Raw genomic sequence first — 16,023 nt, 5'->3', positions numbered from 1 at the left:
GTGTTGGTCCGTACGGCGCGCCACCATGGTGGCGCCGCCGGGGATGTGCACGTAGATAAGGAGTTGAGTATGCCGTATGAATTTCATTTCGAGCTCGTCATGCAATCGCTGGACCGTCTGTTGTGGGGCGCGGCGCTGACGATACGCCTGAGCGCCCTGGCGATGGTGCTGGGACTGGCGGTGGGCGTGTGCGCCGCCGTCATCCTGAAGAACGGTCCCGCCTATGCCCGCGCTTTGGTGCGCGCGTATGTCGAGGTGATCCGCAGCACGCCGTTTCTGGTGCAGCTGTTCATTATTTACTTCGGCTTGCCGTCGCTGGGTCTGCAGCTGGACGCGAATGGCGCCGCGCTCGTCGCCATGACGGTCAACCTGGGCGCCTATGCGGCGGAAATCGTGCGCGCCGGCATAGGCGCCGTGCATCCGTCGCAGCTGGAGGCGGCGCAGGCGCTGGGCATGACGCGCTGGCAAGTGATGCGCCATGTAGTGCTGCTGCCGGCGCTGGAAAAAGTGTATCCGGCGCTGGCCAGCCAGTTCACGCTGATGATGCTCGCCTCGAGCGTGGTGTCGGCCATTTCCGCCGAAGAGCTGACTGCCGCCGCCCACCTGCTCGATGCGGAAACCTTCCGCAGCTTCGAGATCTACATCGTCGTGATGGTGCTGTACATCTTGCTGGCCCTGCTGTTCCGCTTCAGCTTCTGGGTACTGGGCCAGATCGTCTTCAAACGCCGCCGCCGTCTGGGCGCGGTGCGCATGGGAGCATGACATGATCAGTGATTTTTCCTGGGATAACCTGCAATTTCTGCTTGAGGCCACGCGCTGGACCATCGGCCTGTCGCTGATCGTCTTCATCACGGGTGGCATCGCCGGCTTCGCGGTGGCGCTGCTGCGCACGGCGCGCAGCCCGTTCCTGCGCTTCATCAGCGCCCTGTACATCCAGCTGGTCCAGGGCACGCCCGTGCTGATCGTGCTGTTCCTCACCTATTACGGCCTGGCCTTGTTCGGCTACAAGCTGTCGCCGATCATCGCGGCCGGCGCGGCGATGACGATCTTTGCCAGCGCCTACCTGGGCGAGATCTGGCGCGGCTGCATCGAAGGCGTGCAGCGGCAGCAATGGGAAGCATCGGCCGCGCTGGCGCTGAACCGCTACCAGCAGCTGCGCTACGTCATCCTGCCGCAGGCGCTGCGCCATTCGTTGCCGCCGACGGTGGGCTTCATGGTGCAGATCATCAAGAACACTTCGATCACCTCGATCATCGGCGTGGTGGAACTGACGCGGGCAGGGCAACTGGTCAGCAACGCGACCTTCCTGCCTTTCATCGTCTTCCCCGTCGTCGCCCTGATCTACTTCGCGATGTGCTACCCACTGTCGCGCTACAGCCATTCACTGGAAAGGAAATTCCATGCCCATCGTTGAAATTGACAATATCAGCAAGAGCTTCGGCGCCAATCACGTGCTCAAGGGCGTTTCGTTCGCCGTCGAGCGTGGCCAGGTCATCGCCGTGATCGGGCGCAGCGGCTCCGGCAAGAGCACCATGCTGCGCTGTATCAACGGCCTTGAAACCATCGACAGCGGCAGCATCGTCGTGGCAGGCCATACGCTGACGGCGCGCCAGGAGCATTTGCTCGACTTGCGCAAGGATGTCGGCATGGTCTTCCAGAGCTACAACCTGTTCCCCCACCTGACGGTGGAAGAAAACGTCATGCTGGCGCCGCGCATCGTCAAGAAGGTGCCCGACGTGCAAGGCCGCGCCACGGCGCTGCGCGTGCTCAAGCAGGTGGGCCTGGAGCACAAGCGCGACGCCTATCCCGAGCAGCTGTCGGGCGGCCAGCAGCAGCGCGTGGCGATCGCCCGTTCGCTGGCGATGGAACCGCAGGTGATGCTGTTCGACGAAGTGACGTCGGCGCTCGACCCGGAACTGACGCAGGAAGTGCTGAAGGTGATGGAAGAGCTGGCGCAGGCGGGCATGACGATGCTGCTGGTGACGCACGAGATGGAGTTCGCGCGGCGCATGGCCCACGTCACCGTCTTCATGCACCAGGGGACGGTGTGGGAGAGCGGGCCGTCCGAAGCCTTCTTCAGCAACCCGCAAACGCCCGAAGCGCGCCAGTTCGTCGGCGCGGGAGCGATCAAATGAGCCCCGTCCTGGTGGCAGCGTCGGCCTACGGCGCAAGCAGGGTAAGGCAGCTGGGTCAAAGCCATTTCATCGACGTGGTGGCCGATGCGGGCGGCGCAGGCATCGAAATCCGTCGCGAACTGTTCACCTCCGACTTGCCGGACCTGGCGCGCATGGGCGCGGCAGTGGCCGCGCGCGGCCTGTACAGCGTGTATTCCACGCCCATCGAATTGTGGGGCGCGGACGGACTGCTGCAGCAGGAGCTGCTGCAGCAGATGCTGGACGAGGCGGCGCGCCTGGGGGCGCGCTACCTGAAGGTGTCGCTGGGCCATTACCCGGACGCGCCGGACCTGCAGGCCTTGAACGCGCAGCTGGCGGCGGCGCCCGTGGCGCTGCTGGTGGAAAACGACCAGACGGCCCATGGCGGCAAGCTGTCAACTATGGCGCGCTTCCTGGCGGCGGCGCGCGATGACGGGCTGCCGGTGGGACTGACGTTCGACATCGGCAACTGGCGCTGGGTGGGCGAGGATGCGCAGCAGGCGGCACGCCTGCTGGCGCCGTATGTGCGCTACGTGCATTGCAAGGCTGTCCTGGAGGACGCGGGCCGGCTGTCCGCCTGTGCTGTCTCCGAGGCTGATCCGGCCTGGCGCGCCGTCTTCGCGCACTTTGCACCGGGCGTGCAGCGGGCCATCGAATTCCCGCTCGAAGGCGCCGACCTGGTGGCCGAAACGGGCCGCTACATCCAGATGCTGGAGGCCGCATGATGCCGCATGAGGAGGGCCGGGTAGAAGAGGGGCAGGCTGCGTATGCGCTCGACGTCGTCACCTACGGCGAGGCGATGGCGATGTTCGTTGCCGAGGAAACGGGGGACCTGGCGGCCGTGGCGCATTTTACGCGCCGCCTGGCTGGCGCCGAGACGAATGTCGCCATCGGCCTGGCACGCCTGGGGCTGAAAGTCGGCTGGCTGAGCCGGGTGGGCGACGATTCCTTCGGCCGCTTCATCCGCGCCAGCGTGCAGGCCGAAGGCGTCGATTGCAGCCGGGTCGTCGCCGTCGCCGGCCAGACCAGCGCCTTCCAGCTCAAGGCCAGGGCCGAGAACGGCGCCGACCCGATCGTCGAATACTTCCGCAAGGGTTCCGCCGCCAGCCGGTTGGCGCCCGAGCACTTCGACCCCGCCTATTTCCTTTCCGCGCGCCATTTGCACGCCACCGGCGTGGCGGCGGCTCTATCCGAGACCAGCCTGGCGTTCGCCGGTCAGGCGCTCGACTTCATGCGCGACCATGGTCGGAGCGTGTCGTTCGATCCGAACCTGCGGCCCTCGCTGTGGCCTTCGCAAGCCGTCATGGTCGAACAGATCAACCGCCTCGCCGCCAAGGCGGACTGGGTACTGCCCGGCCTGGGGGAAGGAAAAATCCTCACCGGTCACGACCTGCCGCACGACGTCGCCGGCTTTTATTTGCAACAGGGCGCGCGGCTGGTGGTCATCAAGCTGGGTGCCGAGGGTGCCTATTACCGCACGGCCGATGGCGACAGCGGCATGGTGCCGGGCGAGCGCGTGGTCAACGTGGTCGACACGGTGGGTGCCGGCGACGGCTTTGCGGCCGGCCTGGTCAGCGCCTTGCTGGAAGGCTTGCCGCTGGCGCAGGCGGTACGGCGCGGCAACCGGGTCGGCGCCTTCGCCATCCAGGTGGCCGGCGACATGGAAGGTTTGCCGACCCGCGCCCAGCTCGATGCGCTGGTCCAATCTTGAACCGAACAGGGGAAACACATGAAAAAAAATGTCGTTGTCTATAAAAAGCTGGCCGAACCGCTGCTGGCGCGCCTGCGTGCGGAATGCGATGTGACGTATTTCGAGGCCATCGATGCGGGCAACCGCGCCGCGTTCGCCGCCGCCATCCGTGGCGCGCACGGCTTGCTGGGTGCCAGCGTGCGCCTGGACCGAGAACTGCTGGACCCGGCTGCCGGGCTGCGCATCATTTCCACCATTTCGGTGGGCGTCGACCAGTTCGACGTCGATTACCTGCGCGAACGGGGCATCTTGCTGGCCAATACGCCGGACGTGCTGACGGAAACGACGGCCGACACGATCTTTGCGCTGATCCTGGCCAGCGCGCGGCGCGTCGTCGAACTGGCCGAATTCGTCAAGGCTGGAGGCTGGACGCGCAGCGTGGGCGAAAGCCAGTACGGCGTCAACGTGCATGGAAAAACCATCGGCATGCTGGGCATGGGCCGCATCGGCCGCGCCGTCGCCCGCCGCGCCGCGCTGGGTTTCGGCATGCAGGTGCTGTACGTGAACGGCGAAGCGGTGCCGGAGGTGGAGGCTGCGCTGGGCGCGCGCCAGGTGGCGCTCGACGAGCTGCTTGCCGGGTCGGACTTCGTCTGCGTGGTCCTGCCGCTGACGGCGCAGACGGAACGCATGATGGGCCGGCGCGAGTTCGCCCTGATGCGCCCCGGCGCCATCTTTATCAATGGTTCGCGCGGGCGCATCGTCGACGAGGCGGCGCTGATCGAGGCGCTGCAACAGGGCCAGATCCATGGCGCCGGCCTCGACGTGTTCGAGCGCGAGCCGGTGGCGCCGGACAATCCGCTGCTGGCCATGGCCAATGTGGTGGCGCTGCCGCACATCGGCTCGGCCACGCATGAAACGCGCTACGCCATGGCGCAGCAGGCCGTGGACAACCTGCTGGCCGGCTTGCGCGGCGAGCGTCCGCGCTACCTGGTGAGCTAAGAACAGTATCGATAAAAAGACAGACAGGGCAAGACATGAAGAACAAGGTTGTAGGAGCAATGATCATCGGCGCCGGCGCTTGCGGCGGCCTGTGCTCGGCGCAGTCGAACGTGGCCATGTACGGTATCGCGGACCTGGGCGTGGTGTCCGAGAGTGGCGGTGCTGGCGGCAGGGTGCTCAAGCTGACCAGCGGCATCGCCAACGGCTCGCGGCTGGGTTTCAAGGGCAGCGAAGACCTGGGCGGCGGCATGACGGCGATCTTTACGATGGATGCGGGCATCCTGGCTGACACGGGCGCTTCGGCTCAGGGCGGCCTGCTGTTCGGGCGCCAGGCTTTCGTCGGCCTCGCCGGCGAGGCGGGCACGCTGCGGCTGGGCCGCCAGTACACTTTTATCGATAGCAGCCTGGGCGCGCTGGATCCGTTTTACCTTGGTTTTGCGGGCAGGATGAGCAATGTCTTCACGGCCGGCTACATCAGCCGGGTCGATAACAGCATCACCTACAGCTCGCCCGTGCGCGGCGGCCTTTCCGGCGAACTGGCGTACGGCTACGGCGAAGTACCTGGCGACGCGGCGGCAAAGCGCTACACCGGCGCCGCGGCCACCTATGCCAGCGGGCCACTGTATGTGCGCATGGCACACCAGGACGCCAACACCCTGTCGGCCGCGCTGGTGAGGGGAAGGGCGCGCAACACGGTGCTTGGCGCCACCTGGGACTTCGGCGTGGTCAAGGCGCACGGCGCCGTTGCCGTCAGCAAGAGCTCGGCGGGCGCCGCCACCACGGTCGATAGCGCGGACCTGATGCTGGGCGCCACCTTGCCGGTGGGCCCGCACCGCGTATCTTTCTCGTACGTGCGGCGCGACGACCGGCGCGCCGCCAACGGCGACGCTTCCCAGATCGGCATCGGCTACACCTATGCGCTGTCGAAGCGCAGCACGCTGTACGCGGCCTATGCGCATATCGACAACCGCAACGGCGCCGCCTACGTGGTGGGCAACGCCACTGACAACGGCAGCGGCAACCAGGCTTGGAACCTCGGCCTGCGCCACACTTTTTAACTGGAGAATCGAATGAAGAAGATCGGATGGATTTTGGTCGGCGCCAGCACCGTGGCGCGCGAATGGATGGTCGACGCGATCCGCCAGCAGGGCGACGCGGAAGTGCTGGCCTTGGTCAGCACGGATGCCGCGCGCGGCGCCGCCTTCGCCGAGCAGTTCGGCATCGGCGCCAGTTATACCGACCTGGATGCGGCGCTGGCCCATCCGGGCGCGGAGGCCGTGTACATCAGCACCACCAATGAGTGGCACATGGCGCAGACCTTGCAGGCGGCGCGCGCGGGCAAGCACGTGCTGTGCGAAAAGCCGCTGGCGCTGAACATGGACGACGCCCGCCGCATGGTCGACGGCTGCGCCGAAGCGGGCGTGGTGCTGGGGATTAACCACCACCTGCGCAACGCCGCCAGCCACGGCAAGGTGCGCGAGCTGATACGCGCGGGCGAGATCGGCCAGCCCCTGTATTGCCGCGTGCTGCACGCGAACAACCTCCCGCAGCACCTGCGCGGCTGGCGCCTGGACGCGCCGGAATCGGGTGGCGTCACGCTCGACATGTTCGTGCACGACGTCGACACCTTGCGCTTTTTGCTGGACTCGGAGCCGCGCCACGTCACCGCCTGTGCCACCAGCGGCGGCATGACGGTCGCCGGGCTGGAAGAGGGTTTGATGGCCGTCATCGAGTTCGATAACGGCACCCTGGTGCAGGTGCACGACGCGTTCAATGCGCCGTATTCGCTGTCGGGAGTGGAAATCATCGGCAGCAAGGGCACCATCTTCGCCACCGGCGTGATGACGCAGCGCCCCATCGGCACCATTTGCCTGACCCGTGATGGCGGCAGCGTCGACATCCCCGTCGAACATGAAAACCTGTATGTGCGCTCGGTGCGCGCCTTCCAGCGCGCCATGCGCGGCGAAGGGCAGCCGGCCGCCACTGGCGACGATGGCATGCGCGCGCTGGCCACGGCGCTGGCGGCGCAGCAGGCCAGCCGCAGCCACCAGCGCGTGACCCTGGCCGGCTGATAGCAGGCCGCATCAGTAAAAAAGCCGCCTGATCTTGCGATCAGGCGGCTTTTTACTGGCTTGCGTCCGTGATTAGTCTTCGCGGCGCAGGTGAGGGAACAGCAAGACGTCGCGGATGTTCGGCGAATCCGTGATGATCATCATCAGGCGGTCGATGCCGATGCCGCAGCCGCCGGCTGGCGGCATGCCGTATTCCAGCGCACGGATGTAGTCGGCGTCGTAGAACATCGCCTCTTCATCGCCTGCGTCCTTGGCGGCCACTTGCGCCAGGAAGCGGGCTGACTGGTCTTCCGCGTCGTTCAACTCGGAGAAGCCGTTGGCGATTTCGCGGCCCACCATGAACAGTTCAAAACGCTCGGTGATGCCGGCCACCGTGTCGGAAGCGCGCGCCAGTGGCGACACTTCGACAGGGTAGTCGATGATGTAGGTCGGTTCCCACAGCTGCGCTTCAGCCGTCTCTTCGAACAGCGCCAGTTGCAGCGCGCCCAGGCCGGCCGTGGCGAACGGCTTGACGCCGAATTTCTTCAGTTCTTCCTTGATGAATTCCGCATCGTTCAACTGCTCGGCAGTGTAGCCCGGAGCGTACTTGTTGATCGCTTCGACGATGGTCAGGCGGTGGAACGGCTTGGCCAGGTCCAGCTCGCGGCCGCCGTAGGTCAGGGTGGCGGTGCCGTGCGCATCAATGGCGGCCTGGCGGATGACGGCTTCCGTGAAGTCCATCAGCCATTTGTAGTCGGTGTAGGCCGCGTAGAATTCCATCATCGTGAATTCAGGGTTGTGACGGATCGACACGCCTTCATTGCGGAAGTTGCGGTTGATTTCGAACACGCGGTCGAAGCCGCCCACGACCAGGCGCTTCAGGTACAGCTCGGGCGCGATACGCAGGAACATTTGCATGTCCAGCGCATTGTGGTGCGTGATGAATGGTTTGGCCGCGGCCCCGCCCGGGATCGTGTGCAGCATCGGCGTTTCCACTTCCATGAACTCGTTCTTTTCCATGAAGCGGCGGATCGACGAGATGGCGGCGGTACGCGCCTTGAAGGTGCGACGCGTCTCTTCGTTCATGATCAGGTCGACGTAGCGCTGGCGGTACTTCGTTTCCTGGTCGGCCAGGCCGTGGAATTTGTCCGGCAGCGGGCGCAGCGACTTGGTGATCAAACGCAGTTCGGTGACCTTGATGGTCAGTTCGTCCGTCTTGGTCTTGAACAGTGTGCCTTGCACGCCCAGGATATCGCCCAGGTCATAGTGGTGCAGGGCGGCCATGGCCGCTTCGCCCGTCAGGTCGAGCGTGGCGTAGATCTGGATGCGGCCGTCGGCTTTCGGGCCGGAAGCGTCTTGCAGGGTGGCGAAGGCGGCTTTCTTGCCCGCTTCGCGCTTGAGCATCATGCGCCCGGCCAGCACTACGTGTACGGGGTTTTCTTCCAGCTCTTCGCGCGTCTTGGCGCCGTATTGCGCATGCAGGTCGGCTGCCTTGTGCTCGGGGCGGAAGTCGTTCGGGAAGGCGACGCCTTGTTCGCGCAGTGCTGCCAGCTTGACGCGGCGCTCGGCGATGATCTTGTTTTCATCGGGGGCGGCGGCTTGTTCTTGGATATCCGTAGTCATGGTGTTCTTCGTTGGTGATTATTGATGATGTGGCGCCAGCGCTGGCGCCACGCTGGCAAACAGTGCGTCGACCTCGAGTGCGGAGAAATCCGGCACGATGGCAATGACGTTGTCGAAGGCGGCAAACGCCTCGGCCGGCAGGGTGGTGGTGAGTACCACGACGCGCATGCCGGCACGGCGCGCCGCTTCCACGCCCAGGGGCGCGTCTTCAAAGACGATGCAGTCTTGCGGCAGTGCGCCGGCCAGTAGCGCGCCCTTCAGGAACACGTCCGGGTGCGGCTTGCCCCGTTCCACGTCGGCGGCGCCGACGATGGCGTCGAAGCGGTGCCGCAGGTCCAGGCCGTCGAGCGTGAACGCGATGTTCTCGTCTGGTGCGGCGGTGCCCACCACCAGCGCTACGCCGTGCTGGCGCGCGCTGGCGATCAGCTGGCCGAAACCGGCCACCGTGGCCAGGTGCGGGCCATAAAGTTCGCGGTAGACGACTTCCTTTTCAGCCAGCAGGGTGACATGGTCGGCATCCTCGCCCAGGTACTTGGCGATAATTTCGTGTCCTTGCCGTCCTGCCGTGTCGCGGAAAAAGGCGTCCGCATCCAGCGCATGGCCCTGTCGTTCAAAGAACGCCAGCCACGAGGTCGTGTGGAAGGCCATGTTGTCGACGATCGTGCCATCCATGTCGAACAGGAAGGCACGCCGGGCTGGAACGGATGCATTCATCCTTACACGCCTTGTTTCAGCGAGGCGGAGATGAATTCGTCGATGTCGCCATCGAGCACGCCCTTGGTATTGCCCGTCTCGAAACCGGTGCGCAAGTCCTTGATGCGGGACTGATCCAGCACGTAGGAGCGGATCTGGTGGCCCCAGCCCACGTCCGTTTTCGAGTCTTCCAGCTTTTGCTGCTCGCTCATGCGTTTGCGCAGTTCATGTTCGTACAGCTTGGCTTTCAGCATTTCCATCGCTTCGGCGCGGTTGCGGTGCTGCGAACGGTCGTTCTGGCACTGCACCACGATCCCGGTCGGCGCATGGGTCATGCGGACGGCGGAGTCGGTCTTGTTGATGTGCTGACCACCGGCGCCCGACGCGCGATAGGTATCGACGCGGATATCGGCCGGGTTGACGTCGATCTCGATCGAATCGTCGACTTCCGGATACACGAACAGCGACGTAAACGAGGTGTGGCGGCCATTGGCCGAGTCGAATGGCGACTTGCGTACCAGGCGGTGCACGCCCGTTTCCGTGCGCAGGAAGCCGTAGGCGTGATCGCCCTCGACCTTCAGGGTGGCCGTCTTGATGCCGGCAACCTCGCCGTCGGACTGCTCCAGGATCTCGACCTTGAAGCCCTTGCGTTCGCAATAGCGCAGGTACTGGCGCAGCAGCATCGAAGCCCAGTCCTGGGCTTCCGTACCGCCGGCGCCGGCCTGGATGTCGATGAAGCAGTTGTTCGGGTCCATCGGATTGTTGAACATCCGGCGGAACTCCATGCTTTCGATGACCTTGCGGATTTCCTGCACGTCCTGCTCGATCGCTTCCAGGGTATCGTCGTCGCCTTCTTCGCGGGCCATGTCGAACAGGTCGCGAGTGTCGCGCAGGTCGGCATCAGCCTTGGTCAGCGTGAAGACGATGGCTTCCAGCGCCTTCTTCTCTTTACCGAGGTCCTGGGCGCGCTTGGGATCGTTCCAGACGGTCGGATCTTCCAGTTCTTCGTTGACTTGCTCTAGTTTCTCCGACTTGACAGTGAAGTCAAAGATACCTCCGAAGTTCGGCTTCGCGGACCGTCAGGTCGTTGAGCAGGGCGGAGATGATATTGATGCGTTCGGCTTCCATAATGTTCTGGTCTTCTATGGTGAAATCAAACCTTGAATTATACGCGAGCGCGGCGCGTTTCCGCTGCCGCTGCGGCGCAATTGCTGCTGCACCGGGCAATAAAATGACGATTTTGCTATATTTGCGACAATATTTTTGCCTTGAAGATGGCTGCCGTGCTGCGTATGATGCTGGCCATATTGTCTTTCCACAGGAATAACTCATGTGCCAACCCTTGCGCCAACTCCCCCGTCTCGCCCTGTTACCGCTGCTGCTGGCCGGCTGCGGCGCCTTGCCGCCCGCCGCCCACGAACCGGCCCGGCCTCTGGCAGCGGCGCCGGCGGGCAGCAGCGCCACCCTGGCCCTGCTGGAGACGACGGACTTGCACGCGAATGTACTCAGTTATGATTACTACAAGCTGCAGGCGGAGCCCTCGATCGGCCTGGAACGCACGGCGGCACTGATCGCGCAGGCACGTGCCGAGTTCCCGAACAATCTCCTGCTCGACAACGGCGACACCATCCAGGGCACGGCGCTGGCCGACTACCAGGCCCTCGTGAAACCGCTGGCCTGCGACCAGACCCTGGCCATCTACAAGGCCATGAATTTGCTGAAGGTCGATGGCGGCGGCATCGGCAACCACGAATTCAACTACGGCCTGGCGTTTTTGAGCCAGGTGACGGGCAACCGTTTTGACGTCGACAGCGTCGACGCGGCCAAGCCGCGCTGCGCCGGCCCCGCGTTCCCGCAAGTGCTGGCCAACGTCTACAGCGCCAAGACGGGCAAGCCCCTGTTTGCGCCGTATCACATCATAAACAAGCAGATCACGGCGACCGGCCCCGATGGCAAGGCCATCACGAGCACCGTGAAGGTCGGCATCATCAGTTTTGCGCCGCCCACCATCATGGCCTGGGACAAGCGCTGGCTCGAAGGCCGCGTGTACACGCAGGGCGTGCGCGAGACGGCGGAAAAATTCATTCCCGAGATGCGCGCCAAGGGCGCCGAGCTGGTGGTGGCGATCTCGCACGGCGGCCTGGATAACAGCCCGTACTCGCCCACCATGGAAAACGGCAATTACTACCTGTCGCAAGTGCCGGGCGTGGACGCCATGCTGATCGGCCACTCGCACCAGCTGTTCCCGAACGCCAGCAGCACGGTGCCGCAGTTTAATTTGCCCGGCGTCGACAAGGCCCGTGGCCTGGTCAATGGCGTGCCTACCGTGATGGCCAATTTGTGGGGCAAGCACCTGGGCGTGATCGGTTTGCGCCTGCGCCATGACGGCAAGCAGTGGCTCATCGACAAGAGTGCCACCACGGTGGAAGCGCGCGGCATCCAGAATGCGGACAAAAGCTATGTCCAGCCCGATGCGGCCATCGCCAAACTGGTGGCCGAGGAACACGCGGCCACCATCGCCTACGTGCAGACGCCCGTGGGTGCCACGGACTTCCGCATGTCGACGTATTTCGCCGACGTGGGCGACGTCAGCGCCATCGAAGTGGTGAACCAGGCGCAATCGGGCTACCTGGCCGCCTATGTCAAGGCGAACTTGCCGCAGTATGCGCACCTGCCCGTGCTGTCGATGTCATCGCCGTTCAAGAGCGGCTCGGCCGGCGTGTCCGACTACACGGACGTCAAGGCAGGCAATGTGGCGCTGAACAACGCGGCCGACCTGTATTTGTATCCGAATGCGCTGTATGGCGTGAAGATGAATGGCGCAGAGCTGAAAGCCTGGCTGGAGCAGTCGGCGCAGCGTTTCAATACCATCGCCCCGCACAAGATGGAGCCGCAGGAACTGGTCAACACGGCGCACCCGAGCTACAACTTCGATACGCTCACCAGCGCCGACGTGCGCTACCAAATCGATGTCACGCAACCGCCGGGCCAGCGCATCAAGGCGCTTACCTATAAGGGCAAGCCGATGGACGCGGGCCAGGAATTCCTCATCGCGACAAATAACTATCGCGCCAGCGGCGGCGGCAATTTCCCCGGCCTCGACGGCAGCAAGACGGTGGTGGCCTCGCCCGACAACAACCGCGAACTGCTGATCGCCTACGTCACGCAGCAGAAAAACCTGACGCGCGCGAAAAACGGCTCGGCGCGCAGCTGGCGCTTTGCCAAAGTCGTCACGAAAGGCCCGGTGGTCTTCCATTCGGCGCCGAACGTGATCGACCTGGCGAAAGCTGCCGGTATCGATAACGTCACGCAGCTGAAGGCCGACGATGGCGCGGGCAAGGGCTTTGCGCAGTACCAGCTCGACCTGTCCAAATGAAGCGGGCGGCATGGCTGCTGGCAGCCGCCTTGGCGTCACCCCTGGCATTGGCGGCGCCCGATGTCACGGCCCGGGCCAAGGTGTTGATGCGCGCGGGAGTAGCGTCCCAGCCGCAGGCGCGCGCCCTGTTCGAACAGGCGGCGGGGCAGGGCAGCGGCCCCGCTGCGTATTACCTGGGCCTGATGCTGAAAAACGGCATGGGCGGAGCGCAGGACAGCGCCGCCGCGCTGCGCTGGCTGGAGCTGGCCGCGCAGCGCCAGGTGGCGCCGGCCATGTTTATCGTGGCGAACATGCTGCAGGATAGCGACGAGGGCATGGCGCGTTTCTGGCTCGACGCTGCCTGCGACCTGAACTACCCGGAAGCGCTGCAGCAGAAATCCGTGGCGCTGGCGGAGGGACGCATGGGCTATGCGCACAACGAGGAGCAGTCCTTCCTGTACCTGAAAATGGCCACGCACGCGATGGGACACCGCACGCCGGAACCCTGAGCTAGCCTGGCACACCTTTTTTTGGCTTGGCCCGCAGGCTGGCCGCAGCCTCGCCGATGGCGAACGGGTCGCGCGACAGAATGGCTGCGCCCAGGTCGACCAGCCTGGCAGCGGCGACTATGGCCGCCTTGATGTCGGCGATGCGCTTGAGCTGCAGCTTGCCCTTGGCGATGGCGCCCTCGATATCGCCGCGTGCCTGCTCGGCGCCTGCGGCGGTCAGGTAAATGCCATAGGCCCGAAACAGGGCCACCATCTGGTCCAGGTGGTCTTCATATTGCTCCAGCAGCGCGCGCTCGTCTGGCGTCAGCGCCTCCCGTTCGCGGATGCGCAATTCCAGCACCAGGTTTGACGCTTGTGCCAGGCTGTCGGCGATGGCGTAGCTTTGGTCCTTCGTCAGTTCGGTCAGTTGGGCCATGGGATACTCCTGTGTGCGCGCCGCTTACCAGCGGGCGGGGCCATAGAAAACAGCCTGTTTTTGCAGCGTGTCGACGTGGCGTGAAAACTGCGCCAGTTGCCGTTCCAGTTCGGGCGCCTGCAGGTGGTCGAGATTGCTCCGCAGCGCGGCCACGCTGGCTTGCAGCGCGTCGACGGCGGCGACATACGCGGCGACGATCTTTTCCCTTTCTTTCAATTGCCGTCCTTCCAGGTACAGACGCGTGCGGATGTAGTTGGCGGCCAGCGGTTCGCGCGGCGCGGACTTGTCGACGGCGCCGCGCAGCAGGTCCAGGTCGCGCAATTCATCCTGCAAGCCGGCACGGTAGCTGCGCTGGGCATACTCCTTGAGCGCATTGCTGACAATGTCGATGGCTTCCTGCTCGTCGAGCAGTTCGCGCAAGGCCGATTTCTGCAGGCGCTGCGTGGCCAGCCGGCTCAGGTGTTCGCTCAGTTTCATCACCTTGTCCAGCTTGCCCGCATCGAGTAGGGGCGCACCGCCATCCGGCTGTGCCAGGCCGCTCAGCGCATCGCCGAGTTCGCCAAGCTCTTCCTTGTAGACAGGCAGCTTGTCACCGGCCAGCGCTGCCAGGGTGTGGGCATAGCGCAGCAGGACGTCGTTCAGGCTGGCGACCGACGCGCTGGCCTGCGCGATGGCGGCGCAATCGGCGCGCGCCGCCTGCTCGCTGGCTTGCGCATCGAAACGCTCTGCCAGGATCAGACGCTTGCGCATGGCCTTGTCCATGCAGCTGTGGACGCCGCCCGCCAGCATGGGGTCGAAGTGGACCGACATTTTCTGCGTCTGTTCGGCGAAGGTGCGCACGGGCGCCAGGTCGGTGGCGCAACCGCCCAGCAGCAGGCTGGCGATGGCGCCAGGCAGCAGGGAAAAAAGGGAGGTGTTCGACGGGCGCTGCATATGGCCTCCATGTGGTAGGTGCGGTTGACTGGACCGGCGCGCACGCGCTGGCATGGCCGACGTTAGCATGCTGGACAGTGCCCGTATTGCGCCAGATCAGGGGCCGGGGGAATAGCAGAGCTCGTCTGCTTGCCTGTCGCGTTTTGCCACAGTCAGGTTGGCGAATGGCGCAGCTGCGCAAATTAGCGTCATATTTTCCTTACAAAAGACTGACATCGGGCCAGAAAACCGGTCTTTTCTGCATGTTGCGATGCGTCATATGTAGTTGTTGCTGGTGCATGTTTACTCACCTACAATGATTTATCGATGGGGCGGTTATCCAGCGTACGACTATAAAAATAAGTGGCATTAAAAACGTTGTATCAGAGGAGATGACAATGAATTTGAAACAGAAATTGCTCGTGGCAAGTTTGGTTTTGGGATTCTCGCAGGCGGCAGTCGCAGCCGACCCCATCAAGATCGGCGTGTCCGGTCCGTTCACGGGCGGTTCCGCGCCGATGGGCGTGTCAATGCGCGACGGCGTCAAGCTGGCTGTCGCTGAAATCAATGCCAAGGGCGGCGTACTGGGACGTTCCCTGCTGCTGATCGAACGCGATGATGAAGCCAAGAACGAACGGGGCGTGCAGATCGCCCAGGAGCTCATCAACAAGGAAAAGGTCGCCGCCACCGTCGGCTACATCAACACGGGCGTGGCCCTGGCTTCGCAGCGCTTCTACCAGGAAGCGAAAATTCCCGTGATGAACAATGTGGCGACGGGCTCCATCGTCACCAAGCAATTCGCCGACCAGCCGGAAAACTACATCTTCCGCAATGCGGCCAATGACACCATCCAATCCGGCATGATCGTGCACGAGGCGATCGAAAACCGCAAGTTCAAGAAAGTGGCGATCCTGGCTGACTCCACCAACTATGGCCAGCTGGGCCGCGAAGACCTGGAAAAGGCGCTGGACAAGAAAGGTATCAAGCCCGTTGTCGTTGAAAAATACAACATCAAGGACGTCGACATGACGGCCCAGCTGCTGAAAGCCAAGCAGGCGGGGGCGGAAGTCGTGCTGACCTACGGCATCGGCCCGGAACTGGCGCAGATTGCCAACGGCATGGAAAAACTGGGCTGGAAAGTGCCGCTGATCGGCAGCTGGACCCTGGCCATGGGCAATTTCATCGATAACGCGGGCAAGAACGGCGACGGCACGCGCATGCCGCAAACCTTCATCCAGGATGCCAGCACGCCGAAGCGCAAGGCCTTCATCGACGCCTATGTGGCCGCTTACAAGCCATCGGGCGGCCGCATGCCGTCGGCCGTGTCGGCTGCGCAAGGCTACGATTCCATCTACCTGCTGGCCGCGGCCTTCAAGCAGGCGGGCGGCACCGATGGCCCGAAAGTGCGCGCCGCGCTGGAAAACCTGACGGAAAAAGTGGAAGGCGCCGTCACCACCTACAACAAGCCGTTCAGCAAGACCAACCACGAGGCGATCACGGCCGACCTGACCGTTTTCGGTGAAGTCAAGGACGGCAAGGTCGTCCTCGCGAAATAAGCCTGGCGGACACCTGCCACGCCATGGCCAGCCTTGAGGAATCAGGACTGGCCATTTTTTTATCTTC

Annotated in this window: 17 protein-coding genes; 11 read left to right on the top strand and 6 right to left on the bottom strand. The window is 64.0% G+C overall.

From position 1 onward, the window contains the following. Nucleotides 1-69 precede the first annotated feature (69 nt). Genes CLU92_RS09545 through CLU92_RS09510 form a run of 8 tightly spaced genes read left to right on the top strand, consistent with a single transcriptional unit; the run spans nt 70 to nt 6,914 of the window. Nucleotides 70-762 (top strand): amino acid ABC transporter permease, encoded by a 693-nt coding sequence (locus CLU92_RS09545; RefSeq protein WP_101481698.1) that lies wholly within the window; start codon nt 70-72, stop codon nt 760-762. 1 nt (nt 763) lies between these two features. Then, nucleotides 764-1,414 (top strand): amino acid ABC transporter permease, encoded by a 651-nt coding sequence (locus CLU92_RS09540; protein ID WP_101481697.1) that lies wholly within the window; start codon nt 764-766, stop codon nt 1,412-1,414. Then, nucleotides 1,401-2,135 carry an amino acid ABC transporter ATP-binding protein gene (locus CLU92_RS09535; protein ID WP_101481696.1) on the top strand — a complete coding sequence of 245 codons (735 nt, stop codon included), beginning with the start codon at nt 1,401-1,403 and terminating at the stop codon, nt 2,133-2,135. The genes CLU92_RS09540 and CLU92_RS09535 overlap by 14 nt, the downstream gene beginning before the upstream one ends. Beyond that, on the top strand, nt 2,132-2,878 hold the full coding sequence (locus CLU92_RS09530) for a sugar phosphate isomerase/epimerase (RefSeq protein ID WP_101481695.1): 747 nt from the start codon (nt 2,132-2,134) through the stop codon (nt 2,876-2,878). The genes CLU92_RS09535 and CLU92_RS09530 overlap by 4 nt, the downstream gene beginning before the upstream one ends. Then, nucleotides 2,875-3,864 carry a sugar kinase gene (locus CLU92_RS09525; RefSeq protein WP_306821365.1) on the top strand — a complete coding sequence of 330 codons (990 nt, stop codon included), beginning with the start codon at nt 2,875-2,877 and terminating at the stop codon, nt 3,862-3,864. Before CLU92_RS09530 ends, CLU92_RS09525 begins: the two co-directional genes overlap by 4 nt. Nucleotides 3,865-3,882: 18 nt before the next feature. Further along, the gene (locus CLU92_RS09520) at nt 3,883-4,842 is read left to right on the top strand and encodes a D-glycerate dehydrogenase (RefSeq protein ID WP_101481694.1); all 960 of its coding nucleotides are present in this window, start codon (nt 3,883-3,885) and stop codon (nt 4,840-4,842) included. 35 nt (nt 4,843-4,877) lie between these two features. Continuing rightward, nucleotides 4,878-5,900 carry a porin gene (locus CLU92_RS09515; protein WP_101481693.1) on the top strand — a complete coding sequence of 341 codons (1,023 nt, stop codon included), beginning with the start codon at nt 4,878-4,880 and terminating at the stop codon, nt 5,898-5,900. A 12-nt stretch (nt 5,901-5,912) separates the two neighbouring features. Continuing rightward, nucleotides 5,913-6,914 (top strand): Gfo/Idh/MocA family protein, encoded by a 1,002-nt coding sequence (locus CLU92_RS09510; protein WP_101481692.1) that lies wholly within the window; start codon nt 5,913-5,915, stop codon nt 6,912-6,914. 72 nt (nt 6,915-6,986) lie between these two features. Here the strand turns inward: CLU92_RS09510 and lysS are convergent, their stop codons facing one another. From lysS to CLU92_RS27755, 4 genes are all read right to left on the bottom strand, one after another. Beyond that, on the bottom strand, nt 6,987-8,516 hold the full coding sequence (gene lysS / locus CLU92_RS09505) for a lysine--tRNA ligase (RefSeq protein WP_101481691.1): 1,530 nt from the start codon (nt 8,514-8,516) through the stop codon (nt 6,987-6,989). Between the two features lie 18 nt (nt 8,517-8,534). After that, nucleotides 8,535-9,230: an HAD family phosphatase gene (locus CLU92_RS09500; RefSeq protein WP_101481690.1), complete on the bottom strand. Its 696-nt coding sequence runs from the start codon at nt 9,228-9,230 to the stop codon at nt 8,535-8,537. Between the two features lie 2 nt (nt 9,231-9,232). Then, a protein-coding gene (gene prfB, locus CLU92_RS09495; protein ID WP_133990783.1) for a peptide chain release factor 2 occupies nt 9,233-10,337 on the bottom strand; the annotation gives its coding sequence in 2 pieces (ribosomal slippage) (nt 9,233-10,255 and nt 10,257-10,337; 1,104 coding nt in all). Continuing rightward, nucleotides 10,254-10,541: a hypothetical protein gene (locus CLU92_RS27755; RefSeq protein WP_180338394.1), complete on the bottom strand. Its 288-nt coding sequence runs from the start codon at nt 10,539-10,541 to the stop codon at nt 10,254-10,256. The genes prfB and CLU92_RS27755 overlap by 84 nt, the downstream gene beginning before the upstream one ends. Between CLU92_RS27755 and CLU92_RS09485 the strand changes: the two genes are divergently transcribed. Further along, on the top strand, nt 10,540-12,585 hold the full coding sequence (locus CLU92_RS09485) for a bifunctional 2',3'-cyclic-nucleotide 2'-phosphodiesterase/3'-nucleotidase (RefSeq protein ID WP_101481688.1): 2,046 nt from the start codon (nt 10,540-10,542) through the stop codon (nt 12,583-12,585). The genes CLU92_RS27755 and CLU92_RS09485 overlap by 2 nt on opposite strands. Nucleotides 12,586-12,614: 29 nt before the next feature. Further along, nucleotides 12,615-13,073: a tetratricopeptide repeat protein gene (locus tag CLU92_RS09480; RefSeq protein ID WP_143452587.1), complete on the top strand. Its 459-nt coding sequence runs from the start codon at nt 12,615-12,617 to the stop codon at nt 13,071-13,073. 1 nt (nt 13,074) lies between these two features. Here the strand turns inward: CLU92_RS09480 and CLU92_RS09475 are convergent, their stop codons facing one another. After that, the gene (locus CLU92_RS09475; RefSeq protein ID WP_101481686.1) at nt 13,075-13,488 is read right to left on the bottom strand and encodes a hypothetical protein; all 414 of its coding nucleotides are present in this window, start codon (nt 13,486-13,488) and stop codon (nt 13,075-13,077) included. A 24-nt stretch (nt 13,489-13,512) separates the two neighbouring features. Beyond that, on the bottom strand, nt 13,513-14,421 hold the full coding sequence (locus tag CLU92_RS09470) for a hypothetical protein (protein ID WP_101481685.1): 909 nt from the start codon (nt 14,419-14,421) through the stop codon (nt 13,513-13,515). 377 nt (nt 14,422-14,798) lie between these two features. Here CLU92_RS09470 and CLU92_RS09465 point away from each other — a divergent pair, with 377 nt between their 5' ends. Continuing rightward, nucleotides 14,799-15,956, top strand: a complete 1,158-nt coding sequence (locus tag CLU92_RS09465; RefSeq protein WP_101481684.1) for an ABC transporter substrate-binding protein — start codon at nt 14,799-14,801, stop codon at nt 15,954-15,956. Nucleotides 15,957-16,023: the final 67 nt, after the last annotated feature.

The organism is Janthinobacterium sp. 61 (genome assembly GCF_002846335.1).
Taxonomy (GTDB): domain Bacteria; phylum Pseudomonadota; class Gammaproteobacteria; order Burkholderiales; family Burkholderiaceae_D; genus Janthinobacterium.
The sequence above is the reverse complement of the archived record's forward strand: the minus strand, read 5'-3'. Positions and strand labels throughout refer to the sequence as shown.